Below are 20,261 nucleotides of genomic sequence, written 5' to 3'. Positions count from 1 at the left end.
CATTTACGACTCCTCCACCCGAATCCCCACCACTTTCTCCGCCAAGTCCACATCAGCATGATCCAGTTGCACCTTCACCTTACCCAATCTGCGAGCCTCGCGCCATTCCCGCAAGTCTTCTTCATTCTCCAGCTTCAATTCCGCTATTTCACTGGCCCGATCAAACATGTACTTGCTCGTGTAGAGGCAGGTGTAAATCCCTTGTCCTCCTAGAGCAATCGGATTGTCCCGCCGCTCCCAACGTTCAATCGTAAACTTAACATATAGCTCCTCTTCCGTTCCGGACCGGGCCGGCCGTTCCGTGATTTCCCGTCTCCGGACCACCTTCCAATCCAGTATGCGGCCGAACCAGTGAATGCCTGTGTTGCCGGGACCTTGGAACTTCTTGCGAGACTGGCACATGGCGATGTATTCGATTTGAGTCAGCAGCTTGTGGTCAGCGATATTTTTTAGGGGCATATGGTAGAACTGATGCTTCAAAGCCATATCCAGCTGGGAAGGCTCCCTGAGCGAACCCACCAGGACATTCTTTCCCACAAATTTGTTGTAGTAATATTCCTTCGTCCCGCGAGGGCGAGTGGAACGTTCGTAGGCTTTCTCCGGGCTGTCTTGGATGATCTCCTCCAGCAGTTGGTCCATCAAATTCGTCGTGTTCGGCAGAAACGGGATCGCCCCGATGTTGACGAGCTGAATGCTTTTGTAAAAAGGGTGCTCCCTAAACTTCGCCTCATCCGGATACGGAAACAGCACATACGCCCCAAACATACTCCGCTCATACTCGCCGTTCCGCCCATCCTGGTACACAATCGCATCCCGGTACCGGTGCATCGTGTTGATGTCGTCCTCCTCAGGCCCCGGCTGCTTGTACTTCGTCCAGTAAGGCGTCCCCTCATAGGCTGGATTCAAGCGGTATTTCGCATCAAAAATATACTTATACTCAACCGCCGCGTCATTCTTTTTCAAGGTCAGCACGTTATCTGGTCTCTGCGCCAACGTAGAGTGGCCATCCCCCTTAGGCAGGGAATTGTAGTAGAGCGTAAACACCTCCCCATTTCGCGGATTCCGATACACCATCTTCGCCTTCCGCCCGCGATCCAGCGTCACAAACAGACCCGTCCGATTCACCTTAATCAGATCCTGGCTCACCAGCTCATATTTCCGCCGCATCAAATCGTGGATTTTCAGGAAACACCAGTACTCATACAACTGCGCCAGATCCTTCATCGATAACCGGAACAGATCCCCTTGAATCGAGAGCCCCTTCATCAGCAAGAGATAAATCCGATAGACTTCCCGATACCCCGGAGCCATCTGCAGGACCAGCGTGATCGAAACCTGCTTCATATCCCCGACTTGTAAAAAATCCTGCTGTAGCAGCCGCTGCAACTGTGAACGCATCACGTCAATTTTCTTCAGCAATACGGGATCCGCGGTGCCTTTCCTCGCTGCATGGGACCGTAGCTCCTTCAGCTTCGAGGTAATGCGCAGCAACACCCAGCGGATGAACCGATTTTCCGCCGTATCGAAGTCCATATACCGCCGGGTTTCAAGCACATGCGTAGGCAGCTCCTGCCCCGGAACAAACAGCTCCGGCCTTTTGCGCAAAAAGGCGATATTCTCCTTCCCCACCCGCTTCGCCCTCGACGCCTCCACCAGATGAGATTCACGGCGCATTTTATAGTGGGGGGCATTTTTGATCAGATCGATCCCTTGGGTCAGTTGCCCAAAAACCTGCTGTAATATCGTAAAAAACTCTGTCACACTCTGATGCCGGGTCTCCCTTAACCCGGTCAGATGAAACGTCTTGCGCAGAAAGTCAAAAGACAGATTATAGATCTGCTCATTCACCTCTCGCAAAATCACTTCGTAATCGCGCTTGTAATCCATTTTGGATGGGAACACTTCGAGCTGCAGCTTGAAGATGACTTCGCCATGCAGGCGTAACTCCAGTTCCGAAAGACCAACCTCATTCTGAAAGTTAAGAATCCCCGACATAACACGGCCAAGACGGCCTACAGGTTTAACCGCTTGCCGCAAGTGAAGATTTTCATGGAAGAATACGATCGGTAGATCCTTCTGTTTCTTCTCTACTACGATTTCATAAGCTTGGGTTTCATAAAACAGGGGCTCTGCCGGATCGCCAGGATTCCAAGCTTGGAGACCCGAGGACTCATGCGAAAAGACTTGAATCGAGTTCATCTCCACTTTCGGCGAGGGGACTTCTACTTGAAAATGGGCGTCCACCCACACCTCCCCCTCCTGCCGATGAAGCTGCATCGTCTCGACAGTCGGATGAAATGGCTTCCCTTTGATATTTAAATCAAACAGATTGGTCTCAATGCGTAGTAACTCCATCGGCGCATTACGATAACCAGTAAGAGGTGAATCCATCTTCTTCAAGCCTCCGTAACATCGAAGCGATTTTCCTTGCACTACGCGGATACTGGGCCTGATCGAGCAGTGATTTAAGCTTATTACCCTCGAACAATGAAGTCGTATCCTCTACATACTCCTTGACGGCAAAAGAGGAACCCACACACTCCCGCATCAAGTTCAGAAGAACTCTCCGGATCGAAGCGCTGCTGCCTTGAATGCGAGGCAATATTTTCTGGAGTAACTGGTGATCCAACGCCTCATCCTCGGCCAGCAACCCAAACCGCTGATTATAGAGCATATAGAAGCACACCGCATCCCGAATCCGAAAACCAACATGCGCATGGATCTCCTCCAAAATGCCGTTGATCCGCACCAACATTTCGGTCGTCTTCGTAATCAGTGCTTTGGATTCCACGTTATAGGCATCTACTAGCTGTAGATAGTCACTTCTTAGGAAGCGATTTGGCGTGGCCTCTGGACTTAGCTCAACCCCTAACTCATCGTCAGGAAATTGAGCTAAAAAGATATCATTAAACTCAATCGTATTTGCCCGGTCGAGCACCTTTTTACTAAAAGGGTGGGTTGTCTCGTCCATGTTGACCGTTCCGACCAAGTACACATTCTCGGGAATCGACAGATTGCCATACATCTCATGATCCTCATCCTGAACAAGCGAACTGCCGTGAATGATGGGATCGGTAGCAATATGTCCATCCCGCCATTCCTGAGTCTCCAGAATGCTAAGCATATCGCTGAAGTAATGCTCTACTCGAGCCAAGTTCATCTCATCAAGGCAGATAAAATAAGGCTTGCTCGGGTTAAGGGACGCCTCCAACAATACCTCGGTAACACGCCCCGGGCGGAACTTGCCGGACAAGTCACTGTAACCAATCAGATCAGACGGGTCACTCCAATCCGGCCGAATCGGGATCAGCGTAAACTGTCCATTCTCCGAAGTCGCCCCCATTGCCTCCGCAAAGAGCTTGATCAGCTTAGTTTTCCCGGTTCCTGATACACCTGCTAGGATGACGAAGGGCTTGGTTTTGAGGGAGAGGTAGAAGTTTTCGATCAATCCAGACGGGTAGGCAAACCCCTTATTTTTAATGTACAATTGGATACCATCCAAATTCCCGCGAACTGCCTCATCATCCATGTTCTCTTCCACCGTTTCCAAAGGATATTCAAGATCTTCGATCTGATCTGTTTGAAGCTCTCGATTGACGTATTCTTGGTATGTCGTCATCAATTGTTCTAGATCAGAAACTAGTTGATCATCGCTTGGGATATGAGACGCATCGTACCGCTTATAAGCAACCGTCGACACCTGGTAGTCACGCCCCAAACCAGCTGAGGTGAGATGGATATTTTCATCTTTGGAGAAACCCTGAAAATCCAGGCTCCCCCTTAATTCCGTCACCTTTTGCTGTAGGATCTTGTACCCTTCTTTTCTGCCTTGCTCTCGGATAGGTTTCGTAACCCCTTGGTTAAAAGTCAGGTAGACCGCGCTCATGTCCTCAGCAAATAAGTAGACGATATATTCCCCGTATTGGGTAGACTTCGTAATTCGGGTATCCATAAGGGCTAGCCAGGGAACCGTTGCCCAATTCCCCATCCCTACTGAGCCTTGAATTCTGATATCCTCCGAAACAAAAGGAAGCGTTCGAAGCTGCTCCGGCAATGTTTTTCTGAATAAAGTACCCAGAGCGTGATTCGTAAACGATTCGGTCTTAGCTTGAGAATAGGTGTGTAGGATATGTACCAAACTCTCGTGAAGAGAGAAGCTTGGCTCCTGTCCAAGCTGGTTATGGTATAGGTCCAATTCACGGTTAACATAATCCTGTAACTCCGATAACACCGCTTCCCCTTGCGCCCATACTGAATCCGCAAACGTCAAAAAAGCCCCGTCCGGCTGTTTAACAACAACCGAACGAAGCGCTTCTATTGGAGTATCGAGAATATGAGTCTTTATTTGCGGAACGTTCATAAGCTCCCATCGTGTTGCTACTTTATTTGGAGGTGAGTCCACAACAAGACCGTTACTCTCTCTATATTGGTAGTATGTTAGAAAACGTCTCGCTACATCATCAAACTTAAGCAACTTATCGTTCGTTTCCTGCCAAGTGTCAATCATCGCAAGCACAAGCACCATTTTGTAGGATTTTTGCTTTACACGGAATATATTAGCTAATTCAACTGGAAGTGACATGCTTTGCCCTCCGGAATTGTGATAGGTAAATAATAGTCGAAAGAGAGACCCGACCTTAAATATATCTTATTTTCGGTCGGGTCTTATTCTGCTTCTAACAAACAATGCGATGGTCTCGTTGTAATACAAGGATTCCTTCTTGTGTTATTCACTATCATTCTTTGCCTCTTTTATACCCTATTTATTTGTCAGGAATATGCTCCAATAAATCACCAGGTTGACATTTTAATGCCGAACAGATTTTATCAATGATTTCAAGAGAGACATATTCATTGGTGTTCAACTTTGCCAATGTAGCTGATGAGATGCCCGTCATTTTTAATAGCTCAAGTTTCTTTATCTCTCGATCAATGAGTAATTTTTGTAATGGTTTATAACTGATCATTTACATGCCCCTCACTAGATAGTTGCATTTTTCTTTAATTATAGTGAATAAATTTTGCATAGGCAAAATTATATTTGCGACCTCTTGACTCATAGATTCATTATGATAAAATAATTTTTGTTAGGTCGAAATTTATTTTGCAATAAAAAAATCTTGGGAGGTGCGATTCTTGACCTATTCTTTAGAAGTCTTACTTGATCCGCTGATTCGTAACAGATTAGAGACCCTATATGGTGAGCTAAAAACCAATCACTCTGATTTCAATCAAGTATTTAACGAATCTGAACATTACATTAAGACCATCCGAGAATCCCTTCCTGACAACCTTAAGCAACCTTTATTCCTTTATGAAGACGCTCAATTTACTTTGCAAGCAATTTTGGAAATAAAGATATATCTACAAGGTTTTAAGGACGCTTTGCATCTATTCAATGAATTGCGTATTACTAAACTTTAAAGACAATGGGCCTACCAGTTGACTAGCTGGATCCAGTTATAAATAAGAAAACTCTTCAAATTTCATCGATTCAGGATAAGGAAGAGACTAGTATACTTCAAATCTTAATTAAAAAACGAGGCACCCAAGGTGTCCCGTTTTTTAATTAAGATTCAGTTAATTCGTCATTAACTTCATAATCTTTTCCTTGCAATGTATTTTTAAGCCAACTTCTATAGCCCTCTAATTCATCAACCTGTTCTGATGTTACAGTAATCGCAGATGATGGATGAGAAACTATGTTGCGAAGTGTATTAATATCATTTAGCCATGAGGTTTTGACTTCTTTGTTTCCTGATTTTTTATAAGCAAAGATTTGCTCGAAAAGGCCCCAGTTATCTAAAATGATTTTCCTATAATCCATAAGATCAAAATAGAACTCTCTTCCTCCGCGTTGATTATCGTTCTGCTCTAGTCTCTCGGTAACCTTTAGTCTAACTTGTTTAGGCACTCCAAAGAACCACCATTCCTGTGCCTGTTCGCCGTGTTCTCGTTTTAATTCTTCAAGTATAACTTTTTGTAAAGTGGTCTCGATCCAATCAATGATCTCTTTAGCTTTAAGATGATTTTGTGCTTTTTCTTGCTCTAAGAATTCGTCTAACCCTTGCGGGTTAAATTGTGGAATTTGGGAGCGTATTGCAATTTGACACCTCTTTGTTCTAGTAGTCTGACCTTGAATACCTCTTAGATTCCTAAATCCCTTGCGTTCCTCTTCTGTTAATTCTCCAAAATAATTACCTAGAGCAGTTGAATAAGGAGAAATAATCTCTGCTAATTCCTCATTTTCTAGATGCAGAAGTTTTGCACCATTACTCTCAAGATGTTGAAATACGCTTCTAAGTACGTTTAAGCATGTTATTACACCGGCGCAACACACTAAAGTAGGCCCTTGCTATTTATATAATGAATCGAACTCCTTTTGTTCCGCAGGACTAAGGAACTCCGGAGTAACGATTGTGTTTATTTTGATATAGAAATCCTCAAATTTAACCCCTATTTCTTCGGTTATATCCGTTGTACAATAGTCTAATCTTCGTCTATCGTGATCTATTAATGGACTCTTTTTTATTAAGTTAATAAATTGCTCTGTATTAACTTGCCCCTCGTAGTACTCGTTAAACAATGGTCTAGTTATAATTATACCGGATATTATCTCAACAATTTGCGGCGGCCTTCTCTCAAAATATCCGACGAAATGAGTATCGTCAGTTATAAATGTATCGTTAATTTTTAACGTTTGACCTTGCGAAGTATTGGTTACAATCATTTTGTAGACTCTATTAATTCGCTCCAATCCTAGTTTATTTTTAATTTTTTGAAAATTTTCTTTATATAAATAAAAGTCCACTATTCTATCAAGTTGATTACATGCATCATTAAGATCATCTAGATTACGCATGTATTCTCTATACGATGTGGGATGATTTAGATGCTTCATCTCTATGAAAAACAAATCATCACTGAGGGCAAAGACAGCATCACATTCATAATCTTTCATTTCCAAATAAGTACATTTTACATTAGCGCGTCCCACTGACCTTCTGATGTTCTTTTCAAATTCTGTTCCTTTAATAGAAATATTAATTTCTTTACTATTTAGATTTAGTAAAATAGCCCTCGAAGAATCTGTTATAAAAGATGCAGAAGGTACAACAACATAGTCATTTCCTATTTTGATAAAAGGACAATCAAATAAATCATTGGAATTAATATCAAAAGTCATGAAATCCAGTATTTTTTCTGCCTTATTTTTTCGAATTCCTACCTCAACTAATTTATTGATCCATTTTTGTTTGGATCTTGCCATACAGACATCGTTAAGTGAAATATCTTTAAAATCATTAATAATTTTTCTTCTATGCTTTAAGAACTTATTGCATTCAACAGCAACCAGGGAATATGCTCTCACTAATTCAGATAATTTCATTTCACTAAACTCAATATTAAGATCTTCAATTGAGAAATACTCTTGAATAAACTCACACGCTGCCTTCTCATGTTTAGAAATATATTTATCGGGAGGCAAAGCCTTCGAAATTGTATACTGCTGCTCGAATATATATTCTTCATAGCTCAGTCTACTCATCTTTGCGTTCCTTATATCCATAAACCTCATATGAGAAATATGTTTTCCTCTAGCTTGTTCTCCCACCGCTTTGATGTTCATCTGATTATTATCTACCACTTCAACTTCAGTATCGAAATAACTCCATAATTCCATTATTGTATCCAAATAATTCCTTACACCCGAGCTGTTTAAATGTTTTCCAGCACAAAGAATATTATCTCTCGCTATTCTTTTGGATATTCCATTAAAATCATACTTTTTATAGAAAAAATACTTTAAAACAAGTCCGGTAGATTGAACGATATTCTCGTATATATCCGAGGAATTATTATTTAATCCATTTATTCTCCCCAACATTAAGTCGACCGATATTTTTTCATTAAACTCAGTTAAAAAAGTTTCTAATGCAATTAGATAAGAACATACATGGAGGTCAGTAGAAAGACATTTTTCAATTTCAAGAATATATTTTTCATTAAACCTCTTATATAACGCGTTCAGATGACTAACTTCCCGTTCAAAATCCATAAGCTCATTTGAGCACGAGTCTTGTTCTTTCAAAAACTCTAAAATTTCTTTATACAATTTGTTATCTCTTGGCCTGCCTGTTCCATATGGATTAATACAAATACCCGATTTCTTGACTAATTTAATTGTATTAACGATTCCATTGTTAGCGTAATTATCTTTAATTAATTGTAGAAAATCTGCTTTATCGAACTTCACCAATTTTTCTAATTCAAGGAGGTGCATGTAATCTCCCCTATCTCTTGATCGTGGTATACACTACAAAATACTAATGGCTTGTTAATGACTTTGATTTACGAAAGTGATTTGACTTAAATGGGCGATGCAGAAACCTATGAATTTTCATAGAGAAATAATTTAAACATCTTTAATAAAAAGTGGTCTTTTCTATTCAACTATGTTTAAATCATAAACTCCCCCATATTCCAAATTCGGTTACACGGCCACTATTTTTAATGTAAAAATTGGTGGCCGCTAGAACCTCCTGATATTTAGGTGGCAAGACTGTTCCCCTACTAATTGCAGGTTGGACAATAACGATTTTAGAAGTAAAGAGCTTGTTTTGCTTCAGCGATTTCTCGAGTTCCTGATATTGACCTTTTCTCATTTTACAGTGCTTACTTCTTCTACGACTTCTTATTTTGTCAAGCAGGGTTCCCCTTGATTTTAGCCATATAATTGATTTTATTGCTTGTTGTGTAACCTCATAAATATCACCTAAATCTGCATTGAATCTTCTGCCCCCCATTGCTTTAACATGGAAGAGTATTGCTTCAAGCTTCTGATCCGTTTCACTAATTGTAATGTAATCGGCAATTTCACCCGTTCCATGGTCATAAAGCATATAATTAAAATTGTCCTGTTCAGTTAATATTTCCTCTAAAACGTCTTGAATTGATCCTTGTCCTGAAGCTGCCTTACCAAATTCACACCGAATGTCTGTTTTGTATTTTGCCCAATCAACACTTTTGATGTTTCCAGAAGAAAAAACAATAGCATCTGGTACTCCTGTACTTATTTCATTACCTTCAATTATTGCATCGTCTGTTGTTTTAAAAATTAATGGATAATTATTTAAATATTCGGCCAGCCCCACTCTATTTCTTCCGTCTTTTATAATAATACTAGGTACAGCGCAGTGAAATTTCCCATCTGGCGTGCAAACAATTAACTCCGAAGAGCCGTGAACGCTCACTTCAACTTTGATTTCCATAGCAGAAACGGAAATAATTCTGATTGCTGCATCTGTTAATATAAATTCTGATACTTCTTCCTGACTTTCTATTAGAACGGGGGGAGATGAATATGTCCGATCAGAAAAAAAACAAAAAAACACTGTTTCAGGAAATTGTTTAAGCCTTTGAGGCAAAGGCATTAAATCATAATTAGTGTTTGTTCTTACTTTTATTGATTCATTGGCAATTTTAAGACCATATGAATCACACCATTTTACATACTCTGGAATAAGCAAATACGAGCTGCTCCAAATTTTTGATCCACTGCTATAACCAATAGTAACTGGTCCTGTTTCGGCAACAGCTTTACAAAAAACATGTCCAGCTGAATACATTCTTCCAGTAGCCGGATCAATAGTGGAAGCTACATTAGAACCAGCATAAATTCGATACGACTCTCCAGATTCGGCAAATCTATTTTGCATGCCTGTATTAAACATTTCAAACTCTTGTAATTCGCCTAGAACCCGATGAATTTCATTCCTTGGTATCTTATCGTAATTTGTAGTAAAAGCTTCTGCGATCAGTTGATAATCCATTTCACTTTTCATCTGCGAATAAATAAACAGAAGTGATGTTTCTTTTTGATAATGAACAATAAAAAGGAAATTTTCAACATCCAAAACTTGTTCGGTTTCTGACCACTTTGGTCGATTTTTAATAACCCCTAAGCCTACAACTGTGTTATCTAAAGGATTTCTAAAGATGTTTTCACCTACATTGCAGGTTTTAGGAAAGACTCCATTGAGATTAAACCCTGAGATATGATAGACCTTCGCGTGACAATTCGGTCTTAAACTATGCAAAGAGACTATATCTTCAGATGTGGCAGCACCATCACTTCGAATATATTCTCCAAGATTTCTTTTTACTTCTTCCTCTTTTCGAATTGTCCGTTCACTCATGTCCACTATGATTTCCTGCCAAACGGCATCGCTAGTAAAAAGTTTGTAGTTTTCTATTATCAGTTCATCATCATTCATAGCAATAAACTTAGCCACGCTAATATTATCAGCATTGGTTCTTGCAAATCTTCCAATAAATTGAAGTGTGCTGGCAAGAGATTTATGCGGTGAATGAATAGCTGCAATTTTTAAATTGGGAAAATCAAATCCTTCTCCCAGCATATCAACACAAATGATACCATCAATGCGTTTTTCCTTTAATTCACTAATACAAGACTCAACAGTTCTATAGGACATAGAGCTATCTATACGTTTCAATATTAGTTTTGTCTCGTTCTGATAAAGCTGTTCCAGTTGCTTTGCTTTTTCCCGAGTGTCAGTTCGTACCATCAGATAATGATCATATCCCATTTGTCTATCGTTAAGAAATATGCGTTCTGCTTCTTTAGCTATAAGTTTATCTTTTTCCGGTGCTTCATCAATTGGAATATAACGGACTTCGCCAAAAATTCCATCGCGATACGCCATTGACAATGGATAGGTATACAGAATCTCTCCCTTTAACTCTTTACGATCCATACGAAAAGGAGTAGCTGTAAATAGTAAATGGTTAGAATCCTTCATATTGATAAGGATCTGCTGCCACGTTTGCGCAGGTACATGATGTGCCTCATCTATGAGAACTAAATCAAACTTACCCTTAACATTACTTTCAGATAAAGATAACGCACATTGAGGCGTTGCAATAACCACATCTGAAGCATCAACATCAGAGTGAAGCTCATCAGAATATTTATTTTTAAGTTCATAAACCAGCGGGGGAGTGATCTTTTCTGAAAAAGCCGATGCCTCTTTGAGCGTTTTTAGTTCGACAAAATCTTTAAATATTTGGCCCCGCACCATTACACTGGGAGTAACAATAAGTACTTTCCTACTCAAAGTGATGTACGGCGTCATCATTAAAACGGCCGTCTTTCCCGATCCCGTAGGCATAACGATAATACCTGCAGCTTTTTTACGCAGTGTTTTAAAAGAAGCGATAGCATGAATTGCACCTAGTTGAGCATTTCTCAGACCAATCGTGTTATCGGTTGAGATAGGATATCTTAATTCATTATAATTATTTGAGAAATAACTCATTGTATAAGATCTCCTTTGCATTAAATTTAGGTTAATCTTTGAGTTACATATTCATATTAGAAAAATCAATGGGACTAGTTACTAAATACTCATAAAAATACTACCTATAGCACTAGTATTCGACAGAAAAACAGTCACACCTCCAAATATGAACAAAAAAGGAGATTACCAACAAGTTGATAATCTCCTTTGAAATCAAATAATCTATTAATCTTTTAGTGAATATAGCTCATTTCCATACTACCACTGTTTTCTAACGATGCAGCAATATTCTTTATTCATAGATTATGGAAACTCCGGTTGCTAGATCAAAACCATTGAGTTCTCTACCCATATTCTTGACAACCACTTTAGTCGGAAATTTTCTGAAATCAAGGAATTCGCTAACTGTACACAAAGAGCACGTTGAACTTATCTTAATGCTACATCCTCCTTGAAACAAAAAAATCCACAACCTCATACGGTTGTGGATTTTCTCTATGGAGGCGAGGGGAGTCGAACCCCTGTCCGAAGGCAACGCCACATAGGTTTCTACGGGTGTAGTGACAGATTTGATGTCACCCTAGAGACTCCCTGTCACCGGATTCCCTTCGGGTCAGCCTGATTATCTTCTTCCGTTGACCCCAGGCGGAGACCAGACGGCGTATCCCACTAAAGTTGGGCCCTATTCCCGGCACATGGGCGATGCAGAGATAGAGCTAGCTCACAGGTTATTAAGCTGCGAAAGCTAAGTTGTTGTTTTGTTTGCCGTTTAATTGGCTTTAGCGTTGATGAAGTGGACGCGTCCCCACTACCCGCTACCCATGCTCGATCTACCCCCGTCGAATCCAAAAACGCCCCCGAAATAAAAGGGTGTTGGATCAAAAGGTGCAGCCTGCAAGGGCCTGCTGTTGTTCGTTATCACAATTCCTTCTCCATAATAAGGAACGTGATCCTCTCTTACATCAATTAGTATACCACGTCTGCGCTTCTCGATGTTTATGGACTTGATGGAAACGCTGGGAACTTCGCCTTAGCCGACTAAACTTATCTTGCGACCTTCTGCTTCTCGCGCAGTGCCCGTTGAATATCACGCTGAGCATCACGCTTCGCAGCCGTGTCGCGCTTGTCGTATTGCTTCTTCCCTTTGCCCAGGCCCAGCAACAGCTTCGCATATCCGTTACGGATGTAAATCTTGAGCGGTACGATCGAGTACCCTTCCTGCTTGGACAAGCCCAGCAGCTTGTTGATTTGCACCTTATGCATCAGCAGCTTGCGCGTCCGCGTCGGGTCCAGTGGATTATACCGGTTCCCCTGCTCAAACGGGCTGATATGCATGTTGTGGATATGGATCTCGCCGTTCCGGATCGTTGCGAACGCATCCCCGATATTCACCCGGGCGTTCCGAATCGACTTGATCTCCGTGCCGGTCAGCACCATGCCCGCTTCGTAGGTATCTTCGATGAAATAGTCATGGGAAGCTTTTTTGTTCTGCGCCAGCACCTTACCGTCACTCTTCTTACCCATGTTCATCTTCCTCCTCTTGAAGCCCCACAGGGCAGTTTACCAGACATTTATTGTACCAACTTAGGCGGTCAAAAGCAAGGATGGACACCCTCCAGCCACCCACCTCAAGCCTTCCCCCGTGGCAACTTATCGGCATACCTCGCCCGCAGTTCTCCCAAGTACTCCAGCTTGGCTAGCACCTTCTCTTTATGAAGTAGTCCGATGCTCAAGATCATCTGCTCGATCAGCAGCAGCGGCGTCACCATCGAATGGAATTCTCCCAGATCCCCACGGCTCACATAAAAAGCAGCGTCCACCTGCGCCCCATACCGGAACTCTTCGCGATCCGTCACCATCACGGCCGAGCAGCCGATCCGCTTGATGCAGTCGAGGATTACTTCGGTCTCCGGCAGCAGTCGGGTGAAGTTGAACAGCAGCACCACATCCTCCCGCTGCACATGTGCCAGCGATTCCAGCAGCTCATGGCCGCTGGCCGCCATCATCCGTACCGACATTCCAAATCGTGACAGCCGGTAAAATAACAACTCCCCCAACGCCACGGACGGCCCCGGCGCATAGACGTAGATCCGTCTGGCTCCAGCCATCAACGCAGCGGCGTGCTTCAATTCCTCCGGGTCGGCCCGTTCCGCCGATTCCCGCAGATGAAGGCTCGTTTGCTCCAGCAGCTTCAGCGGCAAGCTCGACGGATCGAGCCGGGAGATGGTCGCCTCCAGCTTATGCGCTGGCGTTGTATCGATGGCCTGGCGAAGCCGCAAGCGGAAGTCCTTGCCGTTCTCGTATCCTGCCGTCCGCCAAAACCGCGACACCGTGGCAATACTCGTGCCCACCCGGTCCGCCAACTCCTGCTCGGTCATGAACAACGCCTCGTCGGGATGCCGCTCGATGAAATCGGCGATTTTTTGATGGCCGGGGGAGAACTTCACTTGATTCGCAAACCGTGGATTCCGGTACTTCGGCATGGGTTCAGCTCCTTATTGTCTCGTTGCATTTCGTTCCTATCCTAACAGCCAATTGTTATGTAAATTTATTTACATCGTTTTCACTATGTAAAAAATATTACAATCCGTTGACATACACCCACGTCTCATTTAATACTCGGCCTCTACACTTTGGGAAGAACGACTCATTAAAGGAGGCTTTCCCTTCATGAACCGTAAAACCTTGTACACCCTCACGTCCTCGCAAAAAATGATGATCTTCGTCCTCTCCATGTCCCTGTACGGCTTGTCCAACATGTTCACCGAGCTCATCCCCGAGTTTCGCCTCGGGCCGATCGAGCTCTCGGTGGAATACTTCGCGTTCATCCCGCTCACCTTGTGCATGCTGTTCCACCCACTGTATGCGGCGGTCGGGGCGGCGCTGGGCGAGGTGATTTTCGGCGAGCTGATGCTGGGACAATTCGGCGGACTGGGCGAGCTGGAAAAATTCCTGACCTTCTCCTTCGCGATGTACGTCGCCGGGCGTATGGTCCGTAACCCGCAAAACCGCCTGCAAGTCGGCACCGCCGCCATCACGGGCGTCATCATCCACCAGCTGTGCAGCAGCCTGGTCGACATCGGCAAAGTCTGGATCGGCGTCGAAGAATTTGAAGCCGTGCCCGGACTGGCGCAAAGCGTCGTGATCGTCGAAGGCGTCAGCTTCCTGAACGACGTGCTGTTCTCCGGCATCCTGTTCGCCCTGCTGCCTACCCTCTACCTGGTTCCTAGGCTCTATGGAAAAATCGAACCGCTCCTCGGCATCAAACCACGCGACAAATCCACCAAATACGAAGCCGCTGGCGTCATTTCGCCGAAGCTGGTGTTAAGCGGGATCGCGCTAGCGCTGATCGCGTTTGGCGCGGAATCGCTGTCCGAAACGGACTGGAACTTCGGCGAGTGGGACAGCGGATTGGCCGACCGGTTGGGCTCGGGGGCCATCTGGCTCAGCATTGCAGCCGCAGCCATCGTGGCCGTCATCGTCCTGCTGATCATGCGGGCCAAGCGGTCGCGCAGCATCCAAACCGGGGACGAGTCCGAGAACCTGCCGTATGCTTAATCCGATCAACGAAACCCGCGGCCCCGTGATCGACATCCGCAACGTGTCGTTTACTTACCCGGGCTCGGAGCTGCCGGTGCTAAATCAGGTGAATCTAACGATCGAACCGGGTTCCTTCACCGCCATCATCGGCGGCAACGGCTCCGGCAAATCAACGTTGTGCAAGCTGCTGAACGGGCTGATCCCACATTATTATTCCGGCGACTTTGAAGGCGAGGTCCTCATTCACGGCCAATCTACCTCGCAAAAAACCGTCGCCCAACTCTCCCGCCGCGTCGGCTACGTCTATCAGGACTTCGACAACCAGCTCGTGCGGCCCACCGTGCTGGATGAGGCCTGCTTCGCCCCGCTGAACTACGGGCTGCCCGATTACAAGGACCGGGCGCTCCACGCTTTGGAGCTCTGCGGCCTGACCCACTTGCAGCAATGCTACATTTGGGAGCTGAGCGGCGGGCAAAAGCATCTGCTCGCTCTAGCCGGGGCCCTTTCGCTCGGCGCAGAGATTCTCATCGTCGACGAGCCGGTGTCTCAGCTCGACCCCAGTCATGCCCGGCAGGTCTACGAAGTGCTGCGGGAGCTGAACCAGAACCACGGCAAGACGATTATCGTCATCGAGCATCATTCGGAATTTATCGCCGACTATTGTCAGGAGGTCTGCCTGTTGGATCAAGGCCGGGTGTTGTGGAAACGCCCGGTCTCCGAAGCCCTGAACAGCCTCGACGATCTGGAGCAGCTGGGCATTCAGCCGCCCGAGGTGACCCAGGCCGCAGCTTATCTAGCGATCCTGCCGGAAGCCAACGCTTCTTCGCGGCGGAATCCCAACGAGAAGCAACCCCAGCAGGCAGCATATCCGATTACGACCGAAGCCGCGATTCCTTATTTTCAGCGGCAGCTTCCGACTCTACCGGATGAAACGCCTGCACTATGGACCAGCTCCGGTGACCTATCCGCCGAGAAAGGGCATCACCCTGACGACGACCAACGTATCCCCGTCATCCAGTTCAACGGGGCCTCCCTGAACTACCGCACGATCCGCAAAGCGGAACGAACCGTGCTGCACGGCATCGACTTGACGCTCTATGAAGGCGAACGGATCGCACTCATCGGCAACAACGGCGCGGGCAAATCCTCCCTGCTGAAGCTGATCGCCGGGATCGCCAAGCCGTCCGACGGCAACGTTGCCATCCTCCAACAGGATACCCGCAGCATCTCCATCGAGCAGCTGTCGCGGGATGTTGCTTTCGTCTTCCAGAACCCGGAAGACATGTTCATCGAGGACAGTGTGCGCAAAGAGATCGCGTATTGCCTGAAACGGCGCGGCTACCCGGATGCGGACGACACGCTGCAACGCATGCTGCACAGCTTCCGGCTGGAGCCGTTGCAGGAGCGCGACGCGCGCCTCCTGAGCGGCGGGCAGCAGCGCCGCGTCTCGCTCGCCATTGGCGCGGCAATCCGGCCCGCGATCATGTTGCTCGACGAGCCGACGGCCAATCTCGATTTGGCCACGCGAGAAGAGCTGCTCGGCACGCTGGAGGAGCTGAACCAGCACGTCCGCACGGTGCTGATCGCTACGCATGACATGCAGCTCGTCCATCGCTGGGCCACGCGCGTCATCGTCATGCACGACGGCCGAGTGCTGGCCGACGGGACGGCGGCGCAGGTCTTCTCCAGCCCGGAGCTGATCCGCCGCGCCGGCCTGGCGCTGACGCAAAGCATGGAGCTGTCCGCCGCTCTCGGCCTCCAGCCGCCATGCGGATCGCCGACCGAGCTGGCCGACTGCCTCTACAGCCTCATCACCGGAAAGGAGACCCTCCCGCATGCAGCTCGTCCGCAACTGGTTTAACAAAATCTCGCTCGACCGCATCCAGCTCGAATTGATGAACACGGCCTACGGCAGCGGCCATGCTTCCTTATCCCGGCTGGATCCGCGAGGACTTCTGATTTGGTACCTGTTTTTCGCCATCGTTCCGTGGTTTCTTAACAGCTATATCGTGCTAGCCGGGATGTGCCTGTTCGTCATCATCACGACCGTGTTATCCCGGGTCACGCCGTTTATCATCATTGTGCTCTGCCTCGGCCTGATCGGACAGGTGGGATGGCTGTTTATCATCTCGCTTTTCTTCGGAGGAGACATTTCTTCCGCTCTGCCGCTGCTCAAGCTTACGCTGAAGCTGTCGATCGTCTCGCTCGCCAGCATCACCGTGTTCTCGGGCATGGATCCGGAAAAAATCAGCGACGGCTTACTCGCCCTCGGCGTCCCCGCCGCCTTCTCGTTCAGCTTGTCCTACGGCTACCGCATTCTGCCGGTATTGTTCGAGGAGTTCCGCAACGTCCTGCTCTCGTACCGGCTGCGCGGCAAAGCGCCCGAGCGGCACGGCGTCCTTTACTGGCGGCTGGGCGCGTATTATTTGAAGCTGCTGGTGTACGCTTTTTTTCCGCTGATGCTGGCCACGGCCAAACGCTCCCGCACCACCGTAGAAGCGCTGGAGACGCGCGGCTTCTCATACGGCATGAAAAACCCCGCCGCCAAGAAACTCAAGCTATCGCATTTGAAACTGCAGCGGCGCGATGTGCTTTTTCTGGGCGGATCGGCGCTTTATGTGGCGTTATTATTCTGGACTTCCTCATCATTTAACTAACCGACAAGGAGTTGTTTTCGATGCGCATCGACTTGCACACCCACGCCAAATTATCCAAGGCCACCGATTTCTCGCCGGCCTATTACGAGGAAATGATTGCCGAAGCCAAGGCGAACGGGCTGAACGCCCTTGCTTTGACGGAGCATTTTAATACGCGCAACTTCCATGAAGTGTATGACAACCTCGACCGCCTGTACCCCTTCAATGGTGAATATTACGAGGCGGACGGCCTCCGCATCTTCCCCGGCATGGAGGTGGATATCCGCGAAACGGGCCATATTCTGCTGATCGGTCGCAAGGAGCACATCCTGGAGGTTCGAAAGGCACTGGACCCTTATACGGAAAAAGGCTCCTTTATCCCCTTCGACGAGCTGATGACGTTGGCCGAGAACTACCCGTTGCTCAAAATCGGCGCGCATCCGTTCCGCATCTCCACCCCGCTCCATCATCTGGGGGCGGAGCAGCTGCGGCGGTTGGACGCTTTTGACCTGAACGCCAAGGATATGTACGAATACGGCAACGAAGTGAATCGCGCCAACGTCGAGCGTTTCGCCGCCGAACTGGGGAAACCGGTGACCGCCGGAAGCGATACCCATCAGTGCCTGCAATACGGCAGCTTGTACAACGAACTCCATCGCCCCTGCGACTCCGTCGTCGAGCTGAAGCAGGCCATCTTGAGCAGGGCCTACGAGCTGCGCGTCGCCGACAGCCTGCCCCTCCAGGTCAAAGCCTCCGTCATGCTAAAAAAACTGCTGAAACGCCTCGCACAGCTGGAAGAGCCCACCCCCACGTTAGCCGATGCGTAAAAACAAACCAGCCCCCGGAGCCAAAACTCCGGGGGCTGTTCTTTTGGCGAGCCTTACTTCTTCGTGATCAGCAGTTGCACGCTATGTGCGTTGTAGATGGCTTTGACTTGCGTTTTAGCCGGCAGGCCTTTCGTTTCGATCGAAGCGAAGGCGCTTTTCGGATCGCGTTTACCGCTCGTAATCACGGTAATGCGCTGCTTATCGGATACCTTCACGCCGGTGAAGTCCACGAGCAGCTTGCCGCCATACGTTGCCGTTCCTTTAATGCGGAGCGGTCCGTTGTCCGCACCAGCTAAGGCAAGCTCCAACGTCCCTTGAGCCGCTTGCTTGAAGTTGCCGGAGACAATCAGCTCGCCGGGAACGTTTTTGCGCAAAATCCCGCCGTTGTTCACGACCGGACCGTTCCCTAGAGATGTAGCCGAGCTGCCGATCAACGTACCTTGCTCCAACTGCACTCCGCCTGTAAACGTATTGTTGCCCGACAGCTCCAAAGTGCCGGTTCCTTGCTTCGTCAGTTTCCCGTAACCGGAAATGTCGTTGCGCCACTGGTCTTCCGCATGGAAACCGCCTTTCGCAGCATCCATCATTACCGTGACATCGTTCACGAAGGCGCCAAAGCCATCCGCTGCCGCAAACAAATTCAAGCGGCCCCAACCTTCCTTGTCGTCCAGCAGCGGGTACCCGGATGGTAGTCCGGTTGTCGCCAGAACCCAACGGCGTTGCGTGTTATCCAAATAAGGCAAACGCGTTTCGAGCAGCACTTCGGCCCCTTTTGGCACCGTCACGGCTTTGCCTTTGTCTTGAATCTGCGGAAAATCGTACGTCAGCCGCTCCGTGAACTTCTGCTTATTGCTTTCGTAATTGCTATAAGGATCCGTGCCCGTGCCGACTTGGTTGAGCAGCTTCGTATGCGCCTCTTTGTAGGCGGCTTCCTTCAAGCTCTGATTCTCCGGATCGTTCAGGATCGAGGCGGACAACGCCGTAGCCAACACCCGTCCCCCCATCACGTCCAGCGGAGAATGCATCCCGGCCACGATCCGGCTATGACCCAGATCGGAAGCTCGCGTCAGCAGCTCCTGATACCGCTCCGGTACGGCATAGGCCATAGCAAACGCCGCCAGGTAAGCCGCATTGGTATGTCCGCTCGGGAATCCGCCGTCATTGGTCGGATCCGGATTTTTGGCGGGAATGAGCGTAGGCAGTACGCTAACCTCTTCGCTCCAACGGAACGGACGAGGGTATTGATAGTATCCTTTTGCCGGATTCGAGGAGGAATAGTTGCCCCGCACCGTGTTGACCAGCTTCACCATGTTGCCCAGCTTGGACTCCGGATCGCCCGCACCCGTGCCCTTATCGTCGTATTTCACTTCGGTCGCATCCGCCGGGATATCGAGGATCGTCGTTTGGGCTCCAGCCAAACTGCGATAGACGTCGGCCAGCGGGCCTAACCCGTCGATGACGCTGTAGCTCTGATTTCTCCGGTCGTCGAGATACGCCGCTTTTCCTTCGACTTCGGTGCGTTTGGCCGTGATCTCAACGACTTTACGTATATTAGCGTCCAAGACCGACTGCTTCAGGATCGTTCCACCATCCCAGGTCTTCCCCGGCGTCCACAGTTCGAGATAACCCGAAAGCGCCTCAAGGGCCGGGTTGGTCTCGACCGTCGCATTCTCCTTCACGTTGTTCTTGTACCGATCCGCAAAAGTCCCCGAAGCCGCCTCAACCGGGGCCACGCTAGAAGGGAGCATCTGTGCGGCGACGTTCGCGCTCGCTACACCCGCACTGCCCAGCGGACTTGCCAACACCAGGGAGAGAAGTAAAGTTAATACGATGGATGTTTTTAACCTGTTCATGCCGTTGATCATTCCTCCTTATTGAATGGCTTGCAAGACCCAAGGTCGCAAACCTACCCTTCCTAATGTAGGGGACAAGTGTTA

At 47.4% G+C, this 20,261-nt stretch carries 14 protein-coding genes and 1 other RNA gene; 5 read left to right on the top strand and 10 right to left on the bottom strand.

What is annotated here, in order from left to right:
- Positions 1-3: 3 nt before the first annotated feature.
- From MKZ15_RS01240 to MKZ15_RS01230, 3 genes are all read right to left on the bottom strand, one after another.
- Positions 4-2,391 (bottom strand): restriction endonuclease-like protein, encoded by a 2,388-nt coding sequence (locus MKZ15_RS01240; RefSeq protein ID WP_339819170.1) that lies wholly within the window; start codon positions 2,389-2,391, stop codon positions 4-6.
- Entirely contained in the window at positions 2,363-4,360 is a 1,998-nt protein-coding gene (locus MKZ15_RS01235) for a DUF3578 domain-containing protein (protein ID WP_339819167.1), read from the bottom strand. The genes MKZ15_RS01240 and MKZ15_RS01235 overlap by 29 nt, the downstream gene beginning before the upstream one ends.
- A 403-nt stretch (positions 4,361-4,763) precedes the next feature.
- Entirely contained in the window at positions 4,764-4,967 is a 204-nt protein-coding gene (locus MKZ15_RS01230; RefSeq protein WP_339819165.1) for a helix-turn-helix transcriptional regulator, read from the bottom strand.
- A gap of 169 nt (positions 4,968-5,136) precedes the next feature.
- Here MKZ15_RS01230 and MKZ15_RS01225 point away from each other — a divergent pair, with 169 nt between their 5' ends.
- On the top strand, positions 5,137-5,424 hold the full coding sequence (locus MKZ15_RS01225; protein ID WP_339819163.1) for a hypothetical protein: 288 nt from the start codon (positions 5,137-5,139) through the stop codon (positions 5,422-5,424).
- Positions 5,425-5,569: 145 nt separating this feature from the next.
- Here the strand turns inward: MKZ15_RS01225 and MKZ15_RS01220 are convergent, their stop codons facing one another.
- From MKZ15_RS01220 to MKZ15_RS01195, 6 genes are all read right to left on the bottom strand, one after another.
- Positions 5,570-6,340, bottom strand: a complete 771-nt coding sequence (locus MKZ15_RS01220) for a hypothetical protein (protein WP_339819159.1) — start codon at positions 6,338-6,340, stop codon at positions 5,570-5,572.
- A gap of 15 nt (positions 6,341-6,355) precedes the next feature.
- Entirely contained in the window at positions 6,356-8,284 is a 1,929-nt protein-coding gene (locus tag MKZ15_RS01215; protein ID WP_339819155.1) for a hypothetical protein, read from the bottom strand.
- Between the two features lie 181 nt (positions 8,285-8,465).
- Positions 8,466-11,339, bottom strand: coding sequence for a DEAD/DEAH box helicase family protein (locus tag MKZ15_RS01210; protein WP_339819154.1), 2,874 nt, complete (start codon positions 11,337-11,339; stop codon positions 8,466-8,468).
- Positions 11,340-11,816: 477 nt separating this feature from the next.
- Positions 11,817-12,180, bottom strand: a transfer-messenger RNA (tmRNA) gene (ssrA, locus tag MKZ15_RS01205).
- A gap of 185 nt (positions 12,181-12,365) precedes the next feature.
- Positions 12,366-12,845, bottom strand: coding sequence for an SsrA-binding protein SmpB (gene smpB / locus MKZ15_RS01200; protein ID WP_178024351.1), 480 nt, complete (start codon positions 12,843-12,845; stop codon positions 12,366-12,368).
- A gap of 104 nt (positions 12,846-12,949) precedes the next feature.
- Positions 12,950-13,804, bottom strand: coding sequence for a MurR/RpiR family transcriptional regulator (locus tag MKZ15_RS01195; protein WP_339819146.1), 855 nt, complete (start codon positions 13,802-13,804; stop codon positions 12,950-12,952).
- A gap of 187 nt (positions 13,805-13,991) precedes the next feature.
- Here MKZ15_RS01195 and MKZ15_RS01190 point away from each other — a divergent pair, with 187 nt between their 5' ends.
- The 4 genes from MKZ15_RS01190 to MKZ15_RS01175 are packed head-to-tail and all read left to right on the top strand — an operon-like array spanning position 13,992 to position 18,324.
- Positions 13,992-14,879: a cell division protein FtsQ gene (locus MKZ15_RS01190; RefSeq protein ID WP_339819144.1), complete on the top strand. Its 888-nt coding sequence runs from the start codon at positions 13,992-13,994 to the stop codon at positions 14,877-14,879.
- Positions 14,872-16,722, top strand: a complete 1,851-nt coding sequence (locus MKZ15_RS01185) for an energy-coupling factor transporter ATPase (protein ID WP_339819143.1) — start codon at positions 14,872-14,874, stop codon at positions 16,720-16,722. The genes MKZ15_RS01190 and MKZ15_RS01185 overlap by 8 nt, the downstream gene beginning before the upstream one ends.
- Positions 16,697-17,518: an energy-coupling factor transporter transmembrane component T gene (locus tag MKZ15_RS01180; protein ID WP_339819141.1), complete on the top strand. Its 822-nt coding sequence runs from the start codon at positions 16,697-16,699 to the stop codon at positions 17,516-17,518. Before MKZ15_RS01185 ends, MKZ15_RS01180 begins: the two co-directional genes overlap by 26 nt.
- 20 nt (positions 17,519-17,538) lie before the next feature.
- Positions 17,539-18,324, top strand: a complete 786-nt coding sequence (locus MKZ15_RS01175; RefSeq protein WP_339819139.1) for a PHP-associated domain-containing protein — start codon at positions 17,539-17,541, stop codon at positions 18,322-18,324.
- A 53-nt stretch (positions 18,325-18,377) separates the two neighbouring features.
- On the opposite strand, the gene MKZ15_RS01170 is transcribed toward MKZ15_RS01175, so the two are convergent.
- A complete protein-coding gene (locus tag MKZ15_RS01170; protein ID WP_339819137.1) occupies positions 18,378-20,177 on the bottom strand; it encodes a phosphatase PAP2 family protein in 1,800 nt (599 codons plus the stop codon).
- Positions 20,178-20,261: the final 84 nt, after the last annotated feature.

The sequence above is a fragment of the Paenibacillus sp. FSL R7-0216 genome (genome assembly GCF_037969915.1).
Taxonomy (GTDB): domain Bacteria; phylum Bacillota; class Bacilli; order Paenibacillales; family Paenibacillaceae; genus Fontibacillus; species Fontibacillus rhizolycopersici.
The sequence above is the reverse complement of the archived record's forward strand: the minus strand, read 5'-3'. Positions and strand labels throughout refer to the sequence as shown.

Bases quoted from the DNA above. Each gene is read 5' to 3' on its own strand.
- MKZ15_RS01210 (WP_339819154.1), bottom strand. From the start codon at position 11,339: ATGAGTTATTTCTCAAATAATTATAATGAATTAAGATATCCTATCTCA.
- MKZ15_RS01240 (WP_339819170.1), bottom strand. From the start codon at position 2,391: ATGGATTCACCTCTTACTGGTTATCGTAATGCGCCGATGGAGTTACTA.
- MKZ15_RS01180 (WP_339819141.1), top strand. From the start codon at position 16,697: ATGCAGCTCGTCCGCAACTGGTTTAACAAAATCTCGCTCGACCGCATC.
- MKZ15_RS01190 (WP_339819144.1), top strand. From the start codon at position 13,992: ATGAACCGTAAAACCTTGTACACCCTCACGTCCTCGCAAAAAATGATG.
- MKZ15_RS01170 (WP_339819137.1), bottom strand. From the start codon at position 20,177: ATGAACAGGTTAAAAACATCCATCGTATTAACTTTACTTCTCTCCCTG.
- smpB (WP_178024351.1), bottom strand. From the start codon at position 12,845: ATGGGTAAGAAGAGTGACGGTAAGGTGCTGGCGCAGAACAAAAAAGCT.
- MKZ15_RS01230 (WP_339819165.1), bottom strand. From the start codon at position 4,967: ATGATCAGTTATAAACCATTACAAAAATTACTCATTGATCGAGAGATA.
- MKZ15_RS01175 (WP_339819139.1), top strand. From the start codon at position 17,539: ATGCGCATCGACTTGCACACCCACGCCAAATTATCCAAGGCCACCGAT.
- MKZ15_RS01185 (WP_339819143.1), top strand. From the start codon at position 14,872: ATGCTTAATCCGATCAACGAAACCCGCGGCCCCGTGATCGACATCCGC.
- MKZ15_RS01195 (WP_339819146.1), bottom strand. From the start codon at position 13,804: ATGCCGAAGTACCGGAATCCACGGTTTGCGAATCAAGTGAAGTTCTCC.
- MKZ15_RS01215 (WP_339819155.1), bottom strand. From the start codon at position 8,284: ATGCACCTCCTTGAATTAGAAAAATTGGTGAAGTTCGATAAAGCAGAT.
- MKZ15_RS01235 (WP_339819167.1), bottom strand. From the start codon at position 4,360: ATGAACGTTCCGCAAATAAAGACTCATATTCTCGATACTCCAATAGAA.